The sequence below is a fragment of the Pseudomonas crudilactis genome (assembly GCF_013433315.1).
GTDB lineage: Bacteria > Pseudomonadota > Gammaproteobacteria > Pseudomonadales > Pseudomonadaceae > Aquipseudomonas > Aquipseudomonas crudilactis.
This window is the reverse complement of sequence record NZ_WXVV01000010.1, coordinates 1-20,591: the sequence shown is the minus strand read 5'-3', so window position 1 is coordinate 20,591 and position 20,591 is coordinate 1. Positions and strand designations below refer to the sequence as shown.

The window sequence follows — 20,591 nt, the reverse complement described above, 5'->3', positions numbered from 1 at the left end:
TGATGCCGACCACCCAACCCGTTCCGCCAACAGAGAACCGCCATGCGCCTGCTTCTGGTCGAAGATGATCGTGCCCTCGGACAAGGCATTCGCGTTGCCCTGAGCAACGAAGGTTATACCCTCGACTGGTTGCAGGACGGGGTCAGTGCCCTGCACGCCCTGCGCAGTGAAAGCTTCGATCTGCTGCTGCTTGACCTCGGCCTGCCACGGCTCGACGGTCTGGCCTTGCTGCAACAACTGCGCAGCGAACAACAGGACTTGCCGGTGCTGATCCTCACCGCCCGCGATGGCACCGCCGAGCGCATCGCCGGCCTCGATGCCGGCGCCGACGACTACCTGATCAAACCGTTCGATGTCGATGAGTTGAAGGCGCGCATCCGCGCGTTGCTGCGGCGCAGTCAGGGCCGCGCGCAACCGGTGCTCGAACATGCCGGCGTGTGCCTCGATCCGCTCAGCCAGCAAGTCACTTGGCTTGGCAATGAGGTGGTGATGACGCCGATGGAGTATCAGTTACTGCATCAACTGATGGCCCGGCCCGGCAAAGTCGTCACCCGCGAGCGCCTGTCCGGCGCACTGTACGGCTGGCAGGAACGGGTCGAGAGCAACACCCTCGAAGTGCTGATTCACAACCTGCGCAAAAAGCTTGCGAGCGAGTTGATCCGCACTGTGCGCGGGGTGGGTTACGTGATGGCGGTCAAACCATGATCTCGATACGTGCGCGAATTCTGGTGCCGGTATTGATCCTGGTATTGATGGGCGATCTGCTGATCAGTTGGCTGGTGCTGCGCGACAGCCATCACGAAATCGAAGAGGTCTACGACGCACAACTGGCGCAAAGCGCACGCCTGCTGCAAGGTGTGCTGGCGCAACGCGCACCGGGCGACAACAACTGGCAGCGGCTGCATCAGGCCTTCGATGAAGCGATGAGCCGGGTCGGTGATGGCGAGGCGGCGCACCCCTACGAAACCCGTTTGACGTTTCAGGTCTGGCGCAGCGATGGGCAATTGCTGATGCGCTCGGCCGAAGCGCCGGAACTCCCGGCGCCGCCGACCACTTTCGGTTCTCACGACCTGATGGAAAACGGCCGTGACTGGTGCGCGTTTCTGCTCAAGGATTCGCAGCAAGGGCTGTTGATCTGGGTCGGTGAACGCGATGACATTCGGCAGGATCTGATCGAGCGAATCGTTGGCCACACGTTATGGCCGAGTGTGATCGGCGTGCCAGTGCTGACGATGCTGATCTGGCTGGCCATCGGCTGGGGCCTGCAACCGTTGCGAGCCATGGCGCAGACCATTCGCGGGCGCAACACTGACACCCTCAAACCGCTGAATCTGCGCCCCCTGCCCCACGACCTCGAACCGATGCAAACCGCGCTCAATCGCCTGTTGCAGCAGATCGACAACCTGCTGGCGCGCGAGCGACGCTTCATCGCCGACGCCGCCCACGAGTTGCGCACGCCGCTGGCGATTCTGCGCATCCATGCGCAAAACGCGCAGCTCGCCAGTACCGCGCAACAGCGTGAGGAGGCGCTGGAGTTTCTGGTCAGTGCGGTGGATCGTGCCACTCGCATCGCCAGCCAGTTGCTGACCATGGCGCGCATTGAGCCGCGCCTGGCCAACCCGGAAAAAAGCCCGGTGGAGCTGACTGCGCTGGTGCGTGAAGAACTCGCCGAACTGGCGCCGCTGGCGCTGGAGAAAGACGTCGACCTGATTCTCGACAGCGACCACCACTGCCCCGTCGACACCGACCCGGTCGCACTCGCCATCGCCTTGCAGAACCTGGTCACCAACGCCTTGAACTTCGCCCCGCCCGGCAGCGAAGTGCGCGTACAGGTCCAACCGCAGGCATCCGGCGCGGTGTACATCAGTGTCGAAGACGCTGGGCCCGGTATCAACGAAGAGGATTACGCACGACTGTTCGAGCGTTTCTACAGCCACGGTCACGCCAATGGCGCCGGACTGGGACTGGCGATTGTGCAAATGATCGTCAGCAAGATCGACAGCACCTTGCAGCTGTACAACCTGCCCCGGGGCGGTTTGTGCGCAGAGTTGCGCATCAACGAGCGGCCGGCGTGACTTGTCAAACCTGATTACCGATGCCGTGGTTTTGACGAAATTTTCATGTTTGCCCACATAAGATCCGCAGCCTCGTTGGGGAGTAGCCTGTTTCCGAGCCTTTCGGAAGCGTTCGTATCAACATTCTCGGCAACATGCCGTGGTGCGAACACCTTTTGGTTGGTGAGACCGACGACACATCCATGCCTAAAGTCGGGCGTGTGGTTGTGTCGTTGACTCATAGCCCGACTGGAAGTGTGCCCCCGTGAATCCTGTTTCCCTCATATTCCTCGCTTTGGCCATGTCCACGGATGCGTTCGCCGCCGCCATCGGCAAAGGCTCCAGCCTGCACAAACCGCGCCTCACCGAAGCCCTGCGCACCGGCCTGATCTTCGGCGTGATCGAAGCCATCACGCCCATCATCGGCTGGCTGATCGGCCAGGCGGCCACCCGCTGGGTCGCCGAATGGGACCACTGGATCGCCTTCACCCTGCTGGTGATTCTTGGCCTGCACATGATCTATAACGGCCTTAAACACGAAGAAGAGGAAGAAGAAAAGCCGGGGTCGCACTCCTTCCTGATTCTTGCCGTCACCGCGTTTGCCACCAGCATTGATGCCCTCGCCGTGGGCGTCGGCCTGGCGTTTGTCGACGTCAATATCTGGGTCGCAGCAGCAGCGATCGGTCTGGCGACCATGACCATGGTGACCCTTGGCGTGATGCTTGGCCGAGTGCTCGGCGCGGTGGTCGGCAAGCGTGCGGAAATCGTCGGTGGCGTGGTGCTGATGATTGTTGGTGCGACGATTCTGTATGAGCACTTGTCCGTCTGATTCAAGCGGAGGTCAGCGTCGCCAGCGCCAAGGCATTGCCCTGCGCGGCGCCGCTGGCGGTGTTGTCGAAAATGCACCAGGTCGTGGCCCCCGCTGCGGCCGCTGATTGCAGGGCTTGTGCAAGGTTTTGCAGATAAGTGGAATCGTAGGCGCTGTGGTAAATGCGCGGTGAGCCGTGCAGTCGCCAGTATTTCGTTTCTGTCCAGCCGATCGGCGCAGCATCGGTGCTGATGCGTGAGGGATCGACTGCCGCTTGGGCAATCTGATGCGTCATCAGCATTGGCTCGGCACTGACCCACGATTCATGTCTTGGCTCAAGCACCACAGAACCGGAAAACCGCTGACGCAATTTCGTGAAAAAGGCTTCGGCGACGCTTTCGTCGAACGCCAGTGACGGCGGCAACTGCACCAGCAAACAGCCCAGGCGCTCACCCAGACCTGCGCACTCGGCGAGGAATTTATCCAGCGCTGGTTCACAACCCACCAAGCGCAATTCATGGCTGATGTGTTTGGGCATTTTCACCGAAAAGCGAAAGGCTTCCGGCACGCCATCCGCCCAGCGTTCATAGGTTTGCCGACGATGCGGACGGTAGAACGAGCCGTTGATTTCCACGCCGTTGAGACGCCCGGCGTAGCGCTGCAAGTGCGTGCCATCTGCCGGAAATGCCGGCCAGTGTTCGCGCCCCAGACTCCAGCCTGCACAACCCACGAAAATCATCAGTGCACCTTCCGCTCATTGATCGTTCCCAAGCGCAGCAAAGGAATGCCTCTAGGGACGCTCTGCGTCCAGTGACGCAGAGCGTCACGGACTGCGTTCCTTTGCTGCGCGCGGGAACGATCAACCTGTGCGTTAACCGGTTATTTTTTGCCGGGCAATACCGCGCCGAGCACCTGCTTCGCGGTTTGCATGATCACCCCGCCTTCATCCGGGTCACCCTTGAGCAAGGTCGTGGCGAATTTCTTCGCCTGCTCAAGCTTGATGTGCGGCGGCAACGGCGGCACGTTCGGGTCGGTCTTGAACTCGATCAGCACCGGCACCTCCGAGGCCAGCGCCTGTTCCCAGGCAGCGGCGACGTCTTCTTCGCGATCAACGAAAATACCCTTCAGGCCAATGGAAATGGCGAACAAGTGATAAGGCACATCGGGAATGCTTTGCGAAGCTTCGAACTTCGGATCGCCCTCCATCACCCGCTGCTCCCACGTCACCTGATTGAGGTCCTCGTTGTTGAACACCGCGCAGATCCATTTCGGGCTCGCCCACTGGCGCCAGTACTTGGCGACGGTAATCAGTTCGGCCATGTTGTTCATCTGCATCGCACCGTCGCCCACCAGTGCGATCACTGCACGCTCGGGGTGAGCAAATTTGGCGGCAATCGCGTAAGGCACAGCGGCGCCCATGGACGCGAGTCCACCGGACAACGAGCACTGCATGCCACGGCGGATTTTCAGGTCACGAGCAAACCAGTTGGCGCAGGAGCCGGAGTCGCTGGTGATGATTGCGTTATCGGGCAGGCGCGGCGACAACTCGTACACCACCCTTTGCGGGTTGACCGGATCGGCTTTGGCCATCGCGCGTTTTTCAAGGGTTTTCTCCCAGCTACCGCGCCAGCCTTCGACTTTCTTGCGCCACTTGTTTGAGGTTTTCTGCTCCAGCAGTGGCAACAGCGCCGCGAGGGTTTCTGCCGAATCACCGACCAGATTGACCTCCATCGGATAGCGCAGGCTGAGCATGTCGGGCTGCAAATCGATTTGCACGCCACGGGCCTGACCTTCTTTTGGCAGAAACTCCGAGTACGGGAAACCCGAACCGATCATCAGCAAGGTGTCGCATTCGCTCATCAATTTGTAGCTCGGCTCGGTGCCGAGCAGGCCGATGCTGCCGGTGACCCAAGGCAGATCGTCCGGCAACACGGCTTTGCCCAACAGGGCCTTGGCGACGCCGGCGCCGAGTTTTTCGGCGATAGCGATAACTTGCTCGGTTGCCTGCAATGCCCCCGCTCCGACCAGAATGGCAACCTTCTCGCCGGCATTCAAAACCTCGGCGGCCCGTTGCAGATCCACGTCATAAGGCAGCACTCTGGGTTTCGTGTAACCGACCCCGGAATGCGCGGTGCCATGTTCGCGAGCCGGTGCTTCGTATTTCAGCTCCTGCAGATCGTTGGGCAGGATCAGCGCGGTTACCCTGCGCTCGCCCACTGCGGTGCGCACGGCTCGATCGAGCAGGTGCCGCACCTGCGAAGGCGCCGAGGCCTGTTGCACAAATGCCCCGGCGACGTCCTTGAACATCGATACCAGATCAAGCTCTTGCTGGTAGTGACTGCCCAGCGCCGTGCGCGCCTGCTGACCGACAATGGCCAGCACCGGCATGTGATCCATGCGCGCATCGTAGAGGCCGGTGATCAGGTGCGAAGCGCCGGGGCCAGACGTGGCGATGCACACCCCCAATTCCCCCGTGAACTTGGCATGCGCCGAGGCCATGAACGCAGCCATTTCTTCATGCCGCGCCTGGACGAATTCGATCTTGCCCTTGGCCCGACTGAGCGCGCCGAACACGCCGTTGATGCCGTCCCCCGGATAGCCAAAAATCCGCGTAACGCCCCACTCGCTGAGCCGTTCAACCAGAAAATCTCCCACTGTCATCGTCATCTCGATCCTCGTCTTTCTCCGCTGCATGGAGCTGTCCCGGCAGAACATCTGCCGGAAGGTGTAAGGGTCTGGACAGTTGGGTGGTTGGCGAAGTTTCGATTGATTGCTCGACGAGTTTTTCTGAGGCAAGTGCGCGTTGTGGCTGTCCACCCTTTAGCCGTTGAATAAGCGGCGCGGCCATTCGCGAGCAGGCTCGCTCCAACAAGGGGATTGCGGTCTGAATGTGGGAGCGAGCCTGCTCGCGACGGCGCCGGAACAGTCAATACGCCAGAACAGGAGAACAGCATGCCCACGCCCGTACAAACCCTGCAGCTGGAACGCAACGACTGGGTCCCGAACAACCCGCGTCTGCCGGCGTTGATCTACCCACAAGCGATTGAACTCAAGGGCAGCGATCCCGCCGCCCTGTTCGAACAAACCTTCCGCGCCAACGGCTGGCCGCCGCAATGGCGCTACGGGGTCTATGACTTCCATCACTACCACACCGAAGGCCATGAAGTGCTAGGTGTTGCGGCTGGCCATGCGCAATTGATGCTGGGCGGACCCGACGGACATGTTGTGCCGATCAGCGCTGGTGATGTGTTGCTGTTGCCCGCTGGCACCGGCCATTGCAACCTGAGTTGCAGCGCCGACTTTCTGGTGGTCGGCGCCTATCCACCGGGCCAGCACGCCGATATCTGTCGCGAGGCCCCCAGTCGCGAGCAACTGGAAAAAATCGCGAAGTTGCCATTCCCGCAAAGCGATCCTGTGCAGGGGGCGCAAGGCGCTGTAGGGCAATACTGGCGCGAATAATCCTCAACGATGCGGATGCACCGTCCACGCCACCAGTTTGATCACGATCGGCCGCACGATGAGGATGCACAGGAACGCCGCAGGCATCGCCAGCTTGTAGGCGTGCAACGCATTATTCAGGTAATCGTTATCAATGCCGGAGTTGGCGGCGGTAATCACCAGCGACATCAAAAACGCCATGATCGTCGCCATGTACAGCGCAAACACATACGGCGTGGCACGTGGCGATAGCTTGCGACGGCTGATGACCAGGGCTTCGGAGCTTGTCGGTTGATTCATATGGCTTTTCCATCCATTGACGGGGAGACCGCACGTTAGCAACGCCGATCCGCCAAAACTAGACGCTCAACCGCAGGTACTTTATAAAGCAGAACTTACGAATCAACCCTCAACGGGCCATGGATGAATCTGTTAGCGGCGATTGCCAGTTTTATCAAAGTGGTCGAAGCCGGCTCGATTGTCGGCGCCGCCAAGACGCTGGGCGTCAGTGCGGCGGCGGTGAGCCAGACGATCAATCGGCTGGAAGCACACCTCGGCGTACGTCTGCTGCAACGCACCACACGCAGCATGGCACTCACCGAAAACGGTGCGGTGTATTACGAGAAAGTCCGCCGGATTGCAGCGGATCTGGAGTCCGCGCAGAGCTCCATCATTAGCGATGAAACCGAGTTGCAGGGCCGTCTGAGCATCGCCTCGACATCCGCGTTCGGCCGCCATGTACTGGCGTCACTGATCGCTGGTTTCGCCGCACAACAACCGCGCCTGCTCATCGAACTCTCGACCACCAATGGCAAGATCAATCACATCCAGGACGGCATCGATCTGAGCCTGCGGATCAAGCCACAACTGGAGGACGGCATCGTCGCGCGCAAGATCGTTTCGCTGCCCTTCATCATGTGCGCTGCGCCGGCTTATCTGCAGCGCGCCGGGTGGCCGCAATCGCCTGATGATTTGCAGAACCACGCCTGCCTGGCGTTTCGTTATCCACTGGACGGGCGTTTTCTGCGCTGGAGTTTTGTCCGCGACGGTCAGCATTTCGACGCCAATATCAATGCCACCGCCATCAGCGATGATATCGATGCTCTGGCGCAAATGGCGGTCCACGGCGCCGGGATCACAAGGCTGGCAGAGTTTGTGGCTGCACCTTATCTGGCGAGCGGGCAACTGGTGTCGCTGCTTGAACACAGCGTCGTCCAGCCGATGGACATCTACGCCTGCGTGCAGGAGCGCGCGGCAATGACGCCGAAGGTCAAAGCCTTTCTGGATTATCTGACCGCGCATCTGGCCGCGCGCTGGCCGCTGGAAAATGTTTAAGACGCAGGGCTCAAAGAGGCTCGCCGAAGTGCGCGAAATCGGGCAAAGTCCACCACGCCCGTCCGGCCCATCACGGAAGATAACAACAATGAAAAAGTCTTTTGGCGCTCTGCTATTGATCTGCTTCAGCAGCTACGTATTCGCTGACACCCGCCCCGTCGGTTTCCAGTACGCCACGCTGGCGGATCCGAACAATGAGCGCCCGGTGGAAATGGTCGTCTGGTACCCGAGTGCGACCAACGATGCGAAGCCTCAATTGTTCGGCGACAACCCGGTATTCGTCGGCGCTCCTGCGGTGCTCGATGCCCCCGCCGCCAGCGGCGCGCATCCATTGGTGGTGCTTTCCCACGGCAACGGCGGAAGCTGGATCAACCAGACCTGGCTGGCCAGTGCGCTGGCCCATCAGGGTTACATCGTCGCAGCGGTCAACCACCCCGGCACCACCAGTCGCGATCGCAGCCCGCAAGCCGCGGCGCTGTTGTGGCAACGTCCCGTCGACCTGAGCCGCGCCATCGATGCGGTGACGGCGCAACCGGAAAAATTCGGCGCGGTGGCCAAGGATCGCATTGCCATCGTCGGCCATTCTCTCGGCGGCTGGACCGTGCTCGAAGCCGGCGGCGCACGCTTCGACCCCGAGCGTTTTGCCGAAGACTGCAAAGTCCATCCGCAACTGTCCAGTTGCACGGCGTACCAGCAGATGAACACAGCGAGCACCGCGCAATCGAAAGCCCGGTTGGCCGCCGATTGGCGTGACAAGCGCGTCACTGCCGTGGTTTCACTGGATCTGGGCCTGTCGCGCGGGATGACCGACGCCAGCCTCGCGGCCTACCCCGTACCGATCCTCGTCATCGCTGCCGGCGTGCCGTCGAAAGAACTGCCCGCTGAACTGGAATCCGTCGACCTCGCCAAACGCCTGCCAAAAACCTCATCGCGTTTCGTCGAGATCGGCGACGCCAGTCACTTCAGTTTCATGGCAATCTGCAAACCTGGCGCCATGCCCATGCTCGACGAAGATGTGCCGGGCGACAGCATTATCTGCACCGATGGCGAGGGTGGCCGCCCACGCGCAGAGATCCAGCAACAGGTGATTTCCCTGATCACCGGGTTTCTGGCGCCGCCACCTGACCGCTTGAAACCAGCCATCACTTACCAGGATCCCCGATAACAATGCTGACGCCCTCCCCTCAGACCTTCCGGGGCAGCTGCCTGTGCGGAGCGGTGAAATACCAGATTCGCTCACGGCCCAAAGCACTTTCGCACTGCCATTGCAGCCAATGCCGCAAAAGCCACGGCGCGGCGTTCGCCAGCTATGGCAGCGTGCTGCGCCAGAATCTGGAATTGCTGGAGGGCGCCGAACAGCTCAAGGCCTATCAGTCTTCGCAATCGGTACAACGGCAGTTTTGCCTGAACTGCGGCTCGTCGCTGTTCTGGGCAAACAATCAAGGCCAATACAGCGGCTGGATCTCCGTAGCGCTGGGTACGCTGGACACAACGTTCACCACCGAAAAACAGCAACACGTCGAAGTGACATCGAAGGCGCCATGGTTTGAAATCAAGGATCAATGGCCACAGCGCTGAGCCTGAAAGATTCATTCATCAGACGTTGCTTCACCCTTTGGAGATCAGATGAAACGCTCAAAAATAGCGGCCTTCTCTGCGCTGGTAACGGCCGCAATAACCGTCATTGCGCTGCAGATGTTGCTGTACGACGCCGAAATAACCATGGCTCAGGCATCCATGGGCAGCGTGCCTGTTCAATTGACCGCAGAAATCCTGATCACCATCTCCACTCATCTGTTCGTCGTCCTGATGGTGCCAATGCTCTTGATCGCCTACAGGAAGTACCTCGCCGGCTATGCGGTGCTTGCCCTGGCCCTCGCTGCCTACACCCAGGTGACCACAGGGCTGGGTGTGATCGGGCCGATGATCGCAGTGATCGCCGTCTCGATCCTTAGTTTTTATGGCCTCAGGAAAGCCAGCGAATGGGTTCGCTACCTGCGCGCGAAATGACTGATGCGACCGATCAATCGCGGTGCAAATCACCGTCGACCTGACTCAGCCATGTCCTGAAGGCTGTGCTGTTGGCGCAGTTCTCGAACGGCCGTGGTGATTTGGCCAGTCTCAGTGCAGCGGGCAATTGCAAGCACAGAAATCCATCGCGCTCTGGAACAGGAAGCGGGTTCTGTGGTGTCCTGTCTATTCTCAGCAGGTATTTTTCCACTCGCCAACGATGAGGCCCCTTACATGAGCAAAACGCCGTACGTTCCGCCCCAGGTCTGGAAAAACGAAGCCCCGTCCGGTGGCCAGTTCGCCAGTATCAATCGGCCGATTGCCGGTCCTACCCATGACAAGACGCTGCCGGTCGGCAAGCATCCTTTGCAGCTGTATTCACTGGCCACGCCCAACGGCGTCAAAGTGACGATTCTGCTCGAAGAGCTGTTGGCGTTGGGTCACAACGGTGCCGAGTACGATGCGTGGCTGATCCGCATTGGCGAAGGCGATCAGTTCTCCAGCGGGTTTGTCGAGATCAATCCGAATTCGAAAATCCCGGCGCTGCTGGACCGAAGCGTTGAACCACCGATTCGTGTGTTCGAGTCGGGTTCGATCCTGCTGTATCTGGCGGAAAAATTTGGCGCCTTCCTGCCGAAAGACCCGGCCGGCCGTGCCGAAACGTTGAACTGGCTGTTCTGGCAGATGGGCTCGGCGCCGTATCTGGGCGGCGGTTTCGGGCATTTCTATGCCTACGCACCGGAAAAAATGGAGTACCCGATCAACCGCTTCACCATGGAAGCCAAGCGCCAACTGGATGTGCTTGATCGGCGCTTGGCCGAAAGTGCTTATCTGGCCGGCGACAGTTACACCATTGCCGACATCGCGGTCTGGCCGTGGTACGGGCAATTGGTGCGCAACAATGTCTACTCGGCGGCCGAGTTTTTGGCGGCTCACGAATACACCCATGTGCAGCGCTGGGCAGAGGACATCGCTCAACGACCGGCGGTGATTCGCGGGCAACGGGTCAACCGTACGTGGGGCGATGAGGCAACTCAAGTGCCCGAGCGGCACGACGCCAGCGATCTGAACTGACAACGCTTTTCGCCACATGCATCCACTGAGCAAGACCGTCAGCAGCGCCGATCACAGACCTTTGTGAGCGGTCTGCTGCACCTCATTCGCCCCCCAAAAAACCACGACCCTGCGCCAACCCGCGACGCAGAGCGGTCGCACAAGTGTGAAAAATTCATTAACTAACTGAGCCGTACGGCTTTCTTCACCCGGAATGATCTGACAGACTAATGCGAATAATTCCTACACGCACTCGCACTAGATTCGTTTTCGTATCATTTGGGGAAGCAAATTGATGTCGTTTCACACCATTCACCGTCGCTCGAACCTTTCACCGAACCTTCTCGCGCTCGCCGTCTGCATGGCCAGCATCGCACCGGCGCTGGCCGATGAGATAACGCCCGCCACGCCTGTCAAAGCCGCCCCGGCCACGCTGGAACTGGACGCCACCGAAATCGACGCCACCCAGATGAGCAGCACTACCGAAGACACTCAGTCCTACACCACCGGCCCGATGCGCACGGCAACCAAGCTGTCGCTGACCATGCGCGAAACGCCTCAGGCGGTGACGGTGATTACCCGTCAACGGATGGACGACCAGAACATGACCAGCATCAACGACGTGGTGAAAGGCACGCCGGGGTTGTTCCTCAGCCAGGCCAGCGGCCCGGGTCGGCAGACGTACAGCTCGCGCGGTTTCGACATCGACACCATCATGTACGACGGCCTGCCGAGTTCGTACTCGCCGTTCTCGATGGCAGTGCAACCCAATCTGGCGATGTTCGACCGCGTCGAAATCGTCCGTGGTGCGACCGGTCTGGTCACCGGTGCCGGCAATCCTTCGGCGGCGATCAACCTGGTGCGCAAACGCCCGACTGCCGATCAACGCGTGACCCTCACCGGCGCCGCCGGCAGTTGGGATGACTACCGTGGCGAAATCGACGCGTCCAGCCCGTTGAACGAAAGCGGCACCTTGCGCGGCCGCGTGGTCAGCTCCTATCAGGGCGCCGACAGCTTCCGCGACAAGGAAGAGAACGACCATGGCTTGTTCTACGCCATCGGTGAAGCCGACCTGAGCGACAGCACCACCGCGACCCTCGGTTTCTCGCGGCAGAATGAACAGACCAACTATTTCTGGGGCGGCTTGCCGATCGGCACCAACGGCCATCACCTCGACCTGCCTCGCTCCACCTATCCGGGCACCGATTGGGAAAACCGCAAGCTGCAAATCGACACGGTGTTCGGTGAAGTGGAACATCGTTTCGACAACGACTGGAAACTGCACGTCGCCGGCTCGACCTCGACACTCGACGGCGAGTTCTCCGGGACTTACCTGTCGCGCTACGCCGGCCCGCTGGAAACCACGGCCTATCAATCCCATCACACCGACAAACAGCGCTCGCTCGACGTATTCGCCAGTGGCCCATTCGAAGCGTTCGGCCGCAGCCATGAACTGGTCGTCGGCGCCAGCAACCGCGTGTATGACGCGACCACCAAGGAATACGACCCGTACACCACCGCCTGGCCGATTGGCGCGCCAAAACCCGACTTCGTGCGGGACGGCAAAACCCGCACCGTCACCACCCAGGACGCCGTGTACCTGACCACCCGCCTGAGCCTGGCCGACCCGCTGACGCTGATCCTCGGCGGCCGTCTCGACTGGTATGACTACGATGACCGCACCGCCGATGGCGACTACAAGGTCACCAAGAACCTCACCCGCTATGCTGGGCTGATCTACAAGCTCGACGACCACTACTCGGTGTACGCCAGCTATACCGACATCTTCACCCCGCAGACCCAGAAGGACCTCGGCGGTAAAGTGCTCGAGCCGATCGTCGGTGAAAACTACGAAGTCGGCATCAAGGGCGAGTACTTCGACGGCGCCCTCAACGCCAGTCTGGCGGTGTTCCAGATGGACCAGACCGGCCGCGCCACCCTGGCGGACAATCAGTTCGGTTGCCCGGTCCTGACCTGCTACGGGTCATCGGGCAAAGTACGCAGCCAAGGCGTCGACATGGAACTGCAAGGCGCCCTGACGGACAACTGGCAGGTCGGCGCCGGCTACACCTACACCCGTGCGCACTACATCAAGGACGAAAACCCTGCCAACAACAATCAGCGTTTCGAAACAGACACGCCAGAGCATCTGTTCAAGGTCTCCACCGTGTACCGCTTCCAGGGTCCGCTGCAACACCTGCGCGTGGGGGGTAACGTTTACTGGCAGAGCCGGATGTACAACGATGTCGCCCTGGCCAATAACGGCAGCTATCGCCTCGAACAGGGTGGCTACGCGGTGACCGACCTGATGGCTGGGTACGAAGTCAACAAACACCTGGATCTGCAGGTCAACGCGAACAATATCTTTGATCGCGTCTACTACTCCGCCATCGGCTCCAATGTCACCTGGGGTTCCAACGACAACTACGGCAACCCGCGCAGTTATATGCTGACGGCCAAGTACAAGTTCTGAGTCGCACCGGCAATAAAACACAAGGGCGCCCGGGAAATCCGTGGCGCCCTTGTTCTTTCTTGATTACCGCATTAGTCATGCCTGGCAATAACAGATAGTCTCTGAGCGAACTCTTCAAGAAGCATCGTCCATGACCAATCCGGTATTCACCCCCGACATCGACGCCATCCGCAGCATTGATGCAGTGCCGGTCATCCTGAGCATGGTCAAGCACCTCACCGGCATGCGTTTCGCTGCAGTTGCCCGCGTCACTGACCGAAACTGGGTGGCCTGCGCCGTCGATGATTCGATTGATTTCGGGCTCAAACCCGGTGGCGAACTGGTGCTTGAGTCGACCATTTGCCATGAGATCCGCCAGCATCAGCAGCCGGTGATTTTCGGTCACGCCAGCGCGCATCCGATCTTTTCCCTGCACCACACACCGAAAACCTATGGACTGGAGAGTTACATTTCCATCCCCATCGTCAAAGCCAATGGCGACTTCTTCGGCACCCTCTGCGCCATCGACTCCGTGCCCGCCAACCTGGACGAACCGGCCATCGCCAAGACGCTCACCCTCTTCGCCCAACTGATTGCCATGAGCCTCGATACGCAAAGTCATCTTGAGGCAACCAAGGTCGAACTGAGCAACGCCAATGAGCTGGGGCGCCTGCGCGAGCAGTTCATTGCGGTGTTGGGCCACGACCTGCGCACACCGCTGAGCGCCATTCGCATGAGCGCTGACCTGCTGGAAAGCAAAACCGAAGAAAAGCGCTCACTCAATCTGATTTCGGCGATCCGCAACAGCTCGGTGCGCATGGGCGTGCTGATCGAAAACATCCTCGACTTTGCCCGTGGACGCCTGGGCGGCGGGATTCCCGTGCAGCGTAGGCTGGTCGACGACTTGCAACACACGCTGCAACTGACCCTTGCCGAGGTGCAAGCGTCGCATCCGCAGGCAACGTTCATCGCGGAGCTGGAGGTGCCGGCGGGCGTCTATTGCGATGCATTGCGCATCAGCCAATTGCTCTCCAACCTGCTGGGGAACGCTGTTACCCACGGTTCGAACGCCACGCCGATCATTTTCAAGGCTTACGCCGAGCGCGACGAAATTGTCCTCTCGCTGACCAATCAGGGCACGCCGATTCCCGAACACCTGATGCCATTGCTGTTCGAACCGTTCTCCCGCGCCGAAGCCGGGCAACGTTGCGAAGGCTTGGGGCTGGGGCTTTATATCGCCTCGCAGATCGCCACGGCACACAACGGCACCTTGAGCGTGTCCTCAAACAGCGAGTCGGGCACCTGCTTTGTGGCGAGATTCCCGGCCCGGTTCAAATGGGTTTAGACCGTCTGCCGACGCATCGTCAGAATCGCCGCGCCAAAACCGATGAACGTTGAACCGACCACACGACTGACCCAACGCGACAAGGCCGGCCGGGTCAGCACGCCCTTGGCGCGGGAGGCCAACGCGGCGTACACGCTCAGTGACGACACCGACAGCGCCATGAAAATCGAAGTCAGGATCAGAAATTGCGGCAGCAGCGCAGCACCCTGATCGATGAACTGCGGAAACAACGCAGTAAAAAACATCGTCGCCTTGGGGTTGGTCACCGCCGTCAGGAACGCCGACTTGTACAGCTTGCCGCGAGTCGGCCGCACCTTGCTCGCCTCCCCTTCGACACCCTCCGGCAGCATCGGGCCCTTTTTGAACAGCTGCTTGACGCCGAGGTAGAACAGATACCCGGCACCGATGATCTTCACTGCGTTAAACAGAATTTCCGAACTGGCCAGCAACGCCCCCAACCCCAACATCGCCGCCGCCGACAGACAGAACAGACCACTGGCATTACCCAGCGACGACCAGATCGTGCTGCGCTGCCCGTGAGCCAGACTATTGTTGATCGCCATCAAAGTCGCCGGCCCCGGGCTGGCAATGGCAATTGCGGCGACCAGAGTGAAGGTCAATATCGAGTGAGAATCCATTTTCGCTGCTCGCAAGAGTGAAGATGCCGCATGTTACAGCAACCTGCCGGATAACCCAGATCAAAAGCCCCTCACCCTAGCCCTCTCCCGGAGGGAGAGGGGACTGACCGAGGTGATTGTGAGAGGTACGCCGACGTGAAATACCGAGCTGAATTCAAGCTCAGCAGCAGATCCAATCAAAAGCCCCTCACCCTAGCCCTCTCCCAGAGGTAGAGGGGACTGACCGAGGTGATTGTGAGAGGTACGCCGACGTGAAATACCGAGTCGAACTGAGGCATTGAAAAGCCCACAAATCGGCTCCCTCTCCCTCGGGAGAGGGCTGGGGTGAGGGGCAAATCCAGCACAAACCCAAAGCCGGCCGCACGCTCTTCCACCACTCAACAGGATGAGCGTTAGCTCGGCTGCAGCTGTTGATCTTGCCGTGCTGGCCCCTTCGGCAGGCTGAGTGGAGGGATATATACCGTAACGAAGGAACCCGAGCCACGGCGAGGGCCGAACGCCGGGGCCCAGACCTTTGGTTCCTTTGGGGCGTTTGCCAAAGGGACTCGCTGTAAGAGCGAAACCGCCAGGCGCACCACCCGAAGCAACGGATATACCCCCAAAACCCCAGGAACATGGTCGGCCCAAAGGCCGCCAAGCCCAAACAAAAAAAAACCCCGCAACCACACAAGGGCGCGAGGCAAAAAATTGGTTGGTTGCGGCCAACCAAAGGAGCTCAGTCAAATACGTACAAAAGCCAAAATCAGATGCAATCCTGCGCAGCCCGCTCAAAACTCGAAGGCAACAGATTCGAAGCCAACAAATGCCGCTCGTAGATAAACACCTTGCCGCCATTCCCGGCTTTATAAGCCTCAAGCACGTTGTCAGCCGAAACCTTGCTCGGCACCACAATCCGGTAACTGCGCTGAGTCTGCGAAACCGTCGGGTGCAACGCGCTACCCTGCAACTTCGGCACAACACAATCAGCGTACTGCGCAGGCGTCTTGCTGGTCTGCAACGTCAGGCTCGGATTATTCGGCGCCGAAGCGCAACCGGCGAGCAGCAAAGAGGCAACGGCCAGAGCAGGCACAAAGAAAAGACGCATCGGTGTCATCCTGAAAATAAAGGTTCGGTTCAACCGGCAACGGTTCAGCCTCACGGAGCCGCCGTCGCCATTTATGTTTTAAGTGTTCAGCTCGACGCCACCAGCGCCTTGAGCGACACATCGAATTGCTTCAAGGCGTTGAGTTGCAGGTCACGCTGTTTATCGATCTGCGCAGCGATGGCCGGTGCCGCCTGGTTATGCACCCAGACCGATGGCAACTGTTTCTCGACAGCACCTTCAGCCTTGCCGATGTATTGCAGGTCGGCGTCATAGAAGCGTGCAGTGAAACGTGCTTCGACGAGGCTGTTTTGCTGCGTCAGCAAGCGATTGAAGGTGTCGAGTTTCACCACCACGTCCGGATGCGCCTGCACCAGCGCATCGAGGTTGTCGTAAACGGTCACCGACAAGAACTGTTGTTGCAGCGAACTCACCAGCCAGTCGATGGCCAGTTCCGGATCGGAACTGCTGACGAAGGCTTCACGAATTCGCGAGTCGAGCGCATCTTTCGCGCCGTTGACCGCCATGTCGTGGTAACGCTCAAGGTATTGCAGATTGTCCAGGGTGTTCTCGCTGAGCAACACGCCGACGGTTTGCGAATGCTGCAATGTCGCGCTGCTGCCGGTGAGAGTCTGGAAGTGACACGACCCGGCATCGGCTGCGAACGTCGGTGCAGTGAAGAGTGCTCCGCCCGTCAGCAGGGCGACCAAAGCCAGTCGAGTCAATGTGTTCATCGCGCAAATTCCTTGAGTGCGTGTTCGATGAAGGCGATTTTCCGCCGTTTACCGACAAAGCAGAACTTGCGTTTCTTGATGGTCACTATTACTTCTAGCAATAGTTGCGCGATGTGCAGACTGATACACACTCAACTACAACGAGAAAAACATGAAATGAGGAGTTCGCCTTGAGAACGTTTGACCTGATCCGTGACGCCGTTCTGCCCGATTTTCGCGAGCGTGTGGCCGAGTATCTGGTTCAGTACGAAAGTGTATTGCTGGACAAGGACACCACCAACCCACAGCTCATCACAGACACCGCCAATCAGTTGCGCGGCTACCTGCGCGGCCTGAACACCACCCGCGTGCTGGGCATGGCCTACTGGGAAGAACTCGATCGCCGCGTCGTCGACACCTGGCTCGCGCCCACGCCATGACCGACTAGACTTGCCGGGCTGCTGTCCCCGTCAGTCGAACCGGAGGTGCCCCATGAGCAACACCGAACCCACTACTTTCAACGGTTGGGCCGCCACTGCGGCCGGTGCACCACTGGAGCGTTACAGCTTTGATCCCGGCACGTTGGGCGAAGAAGACGTAGAAATCGCCGTGGAATACTGCGGGGTCTGCCACTCCGACCAATCGCTGATCGACAACGACTGGGGCATCAGCCGCTATCCGTTTGTGCCGGGGCACGAAGCCGTCGGCAAAATCGTGCGCATGGGCCCGCAGGTGCGCGGCCTGAAGATGGGTCAGCGAGTAGGCATCGGCTGGTACAAGGGCAGCTGCATGCACTGCTCGTCGTGCATCTCCGGCTCGCAACAACTGTGCGGCACTGCGCAACCAACGATCATTGGCAGCAACGGCGGTTTTGCCGACCGCCTGCGCTCGCATTGGGCCTGGGCGATTCCGGTGCCGGACAATCTCGATCCGGCGATGGTCGGGCCATTGTTTTGCGCCGGTTCCACGGTGTTCAATCCGCTGCTGCAATTTGGCGTCAAACCCACTGACCGCGTCGGCGTGGTCGGGATTGGCGGCCTAGGCCATTTGGCTTTGCGTTTTCTCAACGCTTGGGGCTGCGAAGTCACCGCGTTTACCTCATCACTGAACAAGCAGGACGAAGCCAAACGCCTCGGCGCGCACAACGTCGTGGCTTCGACCGACAGCAACGCGCTGAATGCGATTGCCGGTACGCTGGACTTCCTGCTGGTCAGCGCCAACGCCGACCTCGACTGGACCGCCATGCTCGCCACGCTGCGCGCCAACGGCCGCCTGCACTTCGTCGGCATCGTGCCCAGCGCGATTCCGGTGCACGTGTTCAATCTGATTCCCCAACAGAAATCCCTTTCCGCCTCCCCGGTGGGTTCGCCGGCGACCATGGCAACCATGCTCGAGTTTTGCGCGCGGCATCAGATTCTGCCGCAGGTCGAGATGTTTCCCATGAGCAAGGTCAACGAGGCCGTCGACCATTTACGCAGCGGCAAGGCGCGCTATCGCGTAGTGCTCGACGCCAGTCAATAACGGATCGGCGCGGCGGTAGATGCCTGCCGCGCCCTCCCCGCTGCCAGCGGTCTGCGCGGCAACACGACCTCTGCGAAAAAACCGCCCGAACGCTTACAATCGCCGGTCTCACTGCCAATCAGACAGGCGCATCAAGAAATGCCGCTCGACCCACCTACGATGTTGACCATTTCCATTGCCCTCGCAGCCGCCGCCGCGCTGTATCTGGCGATCGAATGGCGCAGCATTCGTGAGCCTTCGCTGCTGTTCTGGAGCGCCGGTTTCGCCACCATCACCGTCGGTTCCACCCTGGCCCTGCTGCGCAGTAGCGGCTTTTTATTGATCGGCATCTGGTTCGCCAACGGCTTGTTGGTAACCGCGCATTTCCTGTTCCTGCTCGGCGTGGCACGCTTTACCCAGATACGGTTGTCGCCGGCCTGGTACCTGATCTTCGTCACCTGGCTGGTCATGCTGTTGCTGCCGGACGGGCCGCTGTGGTCCAAGGTCATGCTGGCGGCCAATTCGTTGCTGGTGGCGCTGGCGACCCTCAAGGCCAGCTCACTGCTGCGTCCCCACGGCAAGTCGTTGAGCGTCGGCGCGGTGCAGCTGCGCTATGTGCTGCTCGGTCACGGGATTTTCTACGTGGCCAAAGCCCTGACGGTGGTGATCCCCGGCACGCTGATCGATCTGGCGGCGTTTCGTGGCGTGATCATCCAGATTTCTCTGGTCGAGGGTGCGATGGCGATCATGTTGATCGCCCTGTCGATGACCGGCACCGAGCGCTATCGCCGGGAAAAACAGATCGCCCGCCTCGCCGAGCGTGATCCGCTGACCGCCCTGTACAACCGCCGCGCCCTGGAAAAACGCGCACCGCGCCTGCTTGAACAGGTGTCGACGGAGCATCCCGGCGCCCTGCTGCTGATCGACATCGACAACTTCAAACTGGTCAACGACCAGTACGGCCACACCGCCGGGGATCGTTTGCTGATCGCACTTAGCGAGATGATCCGCTCGGTGCTGCCGCGCAATGCGCTGACGGCGCGTCTGGGCGGTGACGAGTTTGTCATCCTGCTCAACAGCACATCAGGCGAGCGCGTCATGGAACTGGGCAATACATTGCGCGAGCAGTTTCTGAGCACCACCTCACAGACATTCCCCACTACCGCGGCCGTGACCCTGAGCATCGGCGCCAGCCTGTTCGACAAAGCGCCCGCCAATCTGACGGCACTGATCGAACAAGGCGACGCCGCCCTCTACGAATCGAAACGCGGCGGACGCAATCGCTTGCGCCTGACCGGCCTCACCACGCCAGGATAATAAAAACCATGTCCAGCCTCGATATTCCCCTGCAAGACCTCGCCGCGCCAGAAGGCGTTTGCTACGGCTGCGGCGGCCGTAATCCGCACGGCCTGCACGTCAAAAGCCACTGGCACGAAGACGGCGTGCACGTGATCGCCGAACACCTGCCGGACGCCAAGTATTGCGGCTGGCCGGATCTGGTCTACGGCGGTTTGATCGCGATGCTGGTCGACTGCCATTCCAACTGGACAGTCATGGCCTACCACTACCGCGCAGAGAACCGCGAACCCGGCAGCCTGCCGCGTATTGACTGTGTCACCGGTAACCTTGGGATCAAGTTCATCAAGCCGACACCGATGGGCGTGCCGCTGGTTTTGCGGGCGAAAGTCGAGGGTGAGGTTGGGCGCAAGACACGAGTGATTTGTGAGGTGTATGCGGGGGATGTGCTGACGGCGGTGGGTGATTCGGTGTTTGTGCGAGTCGATACCGGTCAATTGGCGGATGCGGCGCATGGGCGGGAAAGCCAAAGCCCCTCACCCTAGCCCTCTCCCAGAGGGAGAGGGGACTGACCGAGGTGTCTGGTTGAAATACGCCGACCTGAGATATCGAGTCGACTCTGGTTTTGAAAAGCCCACAAATCGGCTCCCTCTCTTCAGGGAGAAGGGACTGACCGAGGTGTCTGGTTGAAATACGCCGACCTGAGATATCGAACCGAACTCTGGTTTTGAAAAGCCCACAAATCGGCTCCCTCTCTTCAGGGAGAAGGGACTGACCGAGGTGTCTGGTTGAAATACGCCGACCTGAGATATCGAACCGAACTCTGGTTTTGAAAAGCCCACAAATCGGCTCCCTCTCTTCAGGGAGA

Annotated in this window: 21 protein-coding genes and 1 riboswitch; of the genes, 15 read left to right on the top strand and 6 right to left on the bottom strand. The window is 60.0% G+C overall.

Annotation, left to right across the window (positions count from 1 at the left end; genetic code table 11):
- Positions 1–42: 42 nt before the first annotated feature.
- The 3 genes from GTU76_RS12695 (at position 43) to mntP (ending at position 2,883) form a co-directional block, all read left to right on the top strand.
- Positions 43–705 carry a response regulator gene (locus tag GTU76_RS12695; protein ID WP_016984482.1) on the top strand — a complete coding sequence of 221 codons (663 nt, stop codon included), beginning with the start codon at positions 43–45 and terminating at the stop codon, positions 703–705.
- On the top strand, positions 702–2,075 hold the full coding sequence (locus GTU76_RS12690) for an ATP-binding protein (RefSeq protein WP_016984481.1): 1,374 nt from the start codon (positions 702–704) through the stop codon (positions 2,073–2,075). Before GTU76_RS12695 ends, GTU76_RS12690 begins: the two co-directional genes overlap by 4 nt.
- A 64-nt stretch (positions 2,076–2,139) precedes the next feature.
- A riboswitch (yybP-ykoY riboswitch) is annotated at positions 2,140–2,311 on the top strand.
- A gap of 8 nt (positions 2,312–2,319) precedes the next feature.
- A complete protein-coding gene (gene mntP, locus GTU76_RS12685; protein WP_180698735.1) occupies positions 2,320–2,883 on the top strand; it encodes a manganese efflux pump MntP in 564 nt (187 codons plus the stop codon).
- Position 2,884: 1 nt separating this feature from the next.
- Here mntP and GTU76_RS12680 read toward each other — a convergent pair whose 3' ends face one another.
- Together GTU76_RS12680 and GTU76_RS12675 are read right to left on the bottom strand one after the other, a co-directional pair.
- Positions 2,885–3,601, bottom strand: coding sequence for a DUF72 domain-containing protein (locus GTU76_RS12680; RefSeq protein ID WP_180698734.1), 717 nt, complete (start codon positions 3,599–3,601; stop codon positions 2,885–2,887).
- A gap of 140 nt (positions 3,602–3,741) precedes the next feature.
- Complete coding sequence (locus tag GTU76_RS12675; protein ID WP_180698733.1) at positions 3,742–5,529, bottom strand: thiamine pyrophosphate-requiring protein; 1,788 nt, start codon at positions 5,527–5,529, stop codon at positions 3,742–3,744.
- A gap of 285 nt (positions 5,530–5,814) precedes the next feature.
- Here GTU76_RS12675 and GTU76_RS12670 point away from each other — a divergent pair, with 285 nt between their 5' ends.
- Positions 5,815–6,321: a cupin gene (locus GTU76_RS12670; protein ID WP_175554173.1), complete on the top strand. Its 507-nt coding sequence runs from the start codon at positions 5,815–5,817 to the stop codon at positions 6,319–6,321.
- 3 nt (positions 6,322–6,324) lie between these two features.
- Here the strand turns inward: GTU76_RS12670 and GTU76_RS12665 are convergent, their stop codons facing one another.
- On the bottom strand, positions 6,325–6,600 hold the full coding sequence (locus GTU76_RS12665; RefSeq protein ID WP_175554172.1) for a DUF2798 domain-containing protein: 276 nt from the start codon (positions 6,598–6,600) through the stop codon (positions 6,325–6,327).
- 123 nt (positions 6,601–6,723) lie between these two features.
- On the opposite strand from GTU76_RS12665, the gene GTU76_RS12660 reads away from it, so the two are divergent.
- From GTU76_RS12660 to GTU76_RS12630, 7 genes are all read left to right on the top strand, one after another.
- Complete coding sequence (locus GTU76_RS12660; protein WP_180698732.1) at positions 6,724–7,635, top strand: LysR family transcriptional regulator; 912 nt, start codon at positions 6,724–6,726, stop codon at positions 7,633–7,635.
- A gap of 88 nt (positions 7,636–7,723) precedes the next feature.
- Complete coding sequence (locus tag GTU76_RS12655) at positions 7,724–8,800, top strand: alpha/beta hydrolase family protein (protein WP_175554170.1); 1,077 nt, start codon at positions 7,724–7,726, stop codon at positions 8,798–8,800.
- A 2-nt stretch (positions 8,801–8,802) separates the two neighbouring features.
- Positions 8,803–9,213 (top strand): GFA family protein, encoded by a 411-nt coding sequence (locus GTU76_RS12650; protein WP_016984473.1) that lies wholly within the window; start codon positions 8,803–8,805, stop codon positions 9,211–9,213.
- 48 nt (positions 9,214–9,261) lie between these two features.
- Entirely contained in the window at positions 9,262–9,645 is a 384-nt protein-coding gene (locus tag GTU76_RS12645) for a hypothetical protein (protein WP_180698731.1), read from the top strand.
- Positions 9,646–9,879: 234 nt separating this feature from the next.
- On the top strand, positions 9,880–10,719 hold the full coding sequence (yghU, locus tag GTU76_RS12640; protein WP_180698730.1) for a glutathione-dependent disulfide-bond oxidoreductase: 840 nt from the start codon (positions 9,880–9,882) through the stop codon (positions 10,717–10,719).
- Positions 10,720–10,993: 274 nt separating this feature from the next.
- On the top strand, positions 10,994–13,171 hold the full coding sequence (locus tag GTU76_RS12635; RefSeq protein ID WP_180698729.1) for a TonB-dependent siderophore receptor: 2,178 nt from the start codon (positions 10,994–10,996) through the stop codon (positions 13,169–13,171).
- Between the two features lie 130 nt (positions 13,172–13,301).
- Positions 13,302–14,495, top strand: a complete 1,194-nt coding sequence (locus GTU76_RS12630) for a GAF domain-containing sensor histidine kinase (RefSeq protein ID WP_180698728.1) — start codon at positions 13,302–13,304, stop codon at positions 14,493–14,495.
- On the opposite strand, the gene GTU76_RS12625 is transcribed toward GTU76_RS12630, so the two are convergent.
- The 3 genes from GTU76_RS12625 to GTU76_RS12615 form a co-directional block, all read right to left on the bottom strand.
- Entirely contained in the window at positions 14,492–15,133 is a 642-nt protein-coding gene (locus GTU76_RS12625) for a LysE family translocator (protein ID WP_016984467.1), read from the bottom strand. The genes GTU76_RS12630 and GTU76_RS12625 overlap by 4 nt on opposite strands.
- Before the next feature lie 742 nt (positions 15,134–15,875).
- Entirely contained in the window at positions 15,876–16,217 is a 342-nt protein-coding gene (locus GTU76_RS12620; RefSeq protein ID WP_016983042.1) for a hypothetical protein, read from the bottom strand.
- A gap of 86 nt (positions 16,218–16,303) precedes the next feature.
- The gene (locus GTU76_RS12615; protein ID WP_175554164.1) at positions 16,304–16,948 is read right to left on the bottom strand and encodes an ATPase; all 645 of its coding nucleotides are present in this window, start codon (positions 16,946–16,948) and stop codon (positions 16,304–16,306) included.
- A gap of 170 nt (positions 16,949–17,118) precedes the next feature.
- On the opposite strand from GTU76_RS12615, the gene GTU76_RS12610 reads away from it, so the two are divergent.
- From GTU76_RS12610 to GTU76_RS12595, 4 genes are all read left to right on the top strand, one after another.
- Positions 17,119–17,367 (top strand): hypothetical protein, encoded by a 249-nt coding sequence (locus GTU76_RS12610; protein ID WP_016983039.1) that lies wholly within the window; start codon positions 17,119–17,121, stop codon positions 17,365–17,367.
- Between the two features lie 52 nt (positions 17,368–17,419).
- Entirely contained in the window at positions 17,420–18,448 is a 1,029-nt protein-coding gene (gene ahr, locus GTU76_RS12605; protein WP_016983038.1) for an NADPH-dependent aldehyde reductase Ahr, read from the top strand.
- 138 nt (positions 18,449–18,586) lie between these two features.
- Positions 18,587–19,744: a GGDEF domain-containing protein gene (locus GTU76_RS12600; protein WP_175554162.1), complete on the top strand. Its 1,158-nt coding sequence runs from the start codon at positions 18,587–18,589 to the stop codon at positions 19,742–19,744.
- An 8-nt stretch (positions 19,745–19,752) separates the two neighbouring features.
- Positions 19,753–20,268: a PaaI family thioesterase gene (locus GTU76_RS12595; protein WP_016983036.1), complete on the top strand. Its 516-nt coding sequence runs from the start codon at positions 19,753–19,755 to the stop codon at positions 20,266–20,268.
- Positions 20,269–20,591 lie beyond the last annotated feature (323 nt).

Excerpts from the sequence above, each read along its gene's own strand:
- GTU76_RS12695 (WP_016984482.1), top strand. The coding sequence starts at position 43 with ATGCGCCTGCTTCTGGTCGAAGATGATCGTGCCCTCGGACAAGGCATT.
- GTU76_RS12690 (WP_016984481.1), top strand. The coding sequence starts at position 702 with ATGATCTCGATACGTGCGCGAATTCTGGTGCCGGTATTGATCCTGGTA.
- GTU76_RS12680 (WP_180698734.1), bottom strand. The coding sequence starts at position 3,601 with ATGATTTTCGTGGGTTGTGCAGGCTGGAGTCTGGGGCGCGAACACTGG.
- GTU76_RS12675 (WP_180698733.1), bottom strand. The coding sequence starts at position 5,529 with ATGACGATGACAGTGGGAGATTTTCTGGTTGAACGGCTCAGCGAGTGG.
- GTU76_RS12670 (WP_175554173.1), top strand. The coding sequence starts at position 5,815 with ATGCCCACGCCCGTACAAACCCTGCAGCTGGAACGCAACGACTGGGTC.
- GTU76_RS12665 (WP_175554172.1), bottom strand. The coding sequence starts at position 6,600 with ATGAATCAACCGACAAGCTCCGAAGCCCTGGTCATCAGCCGTCGCAAG.
- GTU76_RS12660 (WP_180698732.1), top strand. The coding sequence starts at position 6,724 with ATGAATCTGTTAGCGGCGATTGCCAGTTTTATCAAAGTGGTCGAAGCC.
- GTU76_RS12655 (WP_175554170.1), top strand. The coding sequence starts at position 7,724 with ATGAAAAAGTCTTTTGGCGCTCTGCTATTGATCTGCTTCAGCAGCTAC.
- GTU76_RS12650 (WP_016984473.1), top strand. The coding sequence starts at position 8,803 with ATGCTGACGCCCTCCCCTCAGACCTTCCGGGGCAGCTGCCTGTGCGGA.
- GTU76_RS12645 (WP_180698731.1), top strand. The coding sequence starts at position 9,262 with ATGAAACGCTCAAAAATAGCGGCCTTCTCTGCGCTGGTAACGGCCGCA.
- yghU (WP_180698730.1), top strand. The coding sequence starts at position 9,880 with ATGAGCAAAACGCCGTACGTTCCGCCCCAGGTCTGGAAAAACGAAGCC.
- GTU76_RS12635 (WP_180698729.1), top strand. The coding sequence starts at position 10,994 with ATGTCGTTTCACACCATTCACCGTCGCTCGAACCTTTCACCGAACCTT.
- GTU76_RS12630 (WP_180698728.1), top strand. The coding sequence starts at position 13,302 with ATGACCAATCCGGTATTCACCCCCGACATCGACGCCATCCGCAGCATT.
- GTU76_RS12625 (WP_016984467.1), bottom strand. The coding sequence starts at position 15,133 with ATGGATTCTCACTCGATATTGACCTTCACTCTGGTCGCCGCAATTGCC.
- GTU76_RS12620 (WP_016983042.1), bottom strand. The coding sequence starts at position 16,217 with ATGCGTCTTTTCTTTGTGCCTGCTCTGGCCGTTGCCTCTTTGCTGCTC.
- GTU76_RS12615 (WP_175554164.1), bottom strand. The coding sequence starts at position 16,948 with ATGAACACATTGACTCGACTGGCTTTGGTCGCCCTGCTGACGGGCGGA.
- ahr (WP_016983038.1), top strand. The coding sequence starts at position 17,420 with ATGAGCAACACCGAACCCACTACTTTCAACGGTTGGGCCGCCACTGCG.
- GTU76_RS12600 (WP_175554162.1), top strand. The coding sequence starts at position 18,587 with ATGCCGCTCGACCCACCTACGATGTTGACCATTTCCATTGCCCTCGCA.
- GTU76_RS12595 (WP_016983036.1), top strand. The coding sequence starts at position 19,753 with ATGTCCAGCCTCGATATTCCCCTGCAAGACCTCGCCGCGCCAGAAGGC.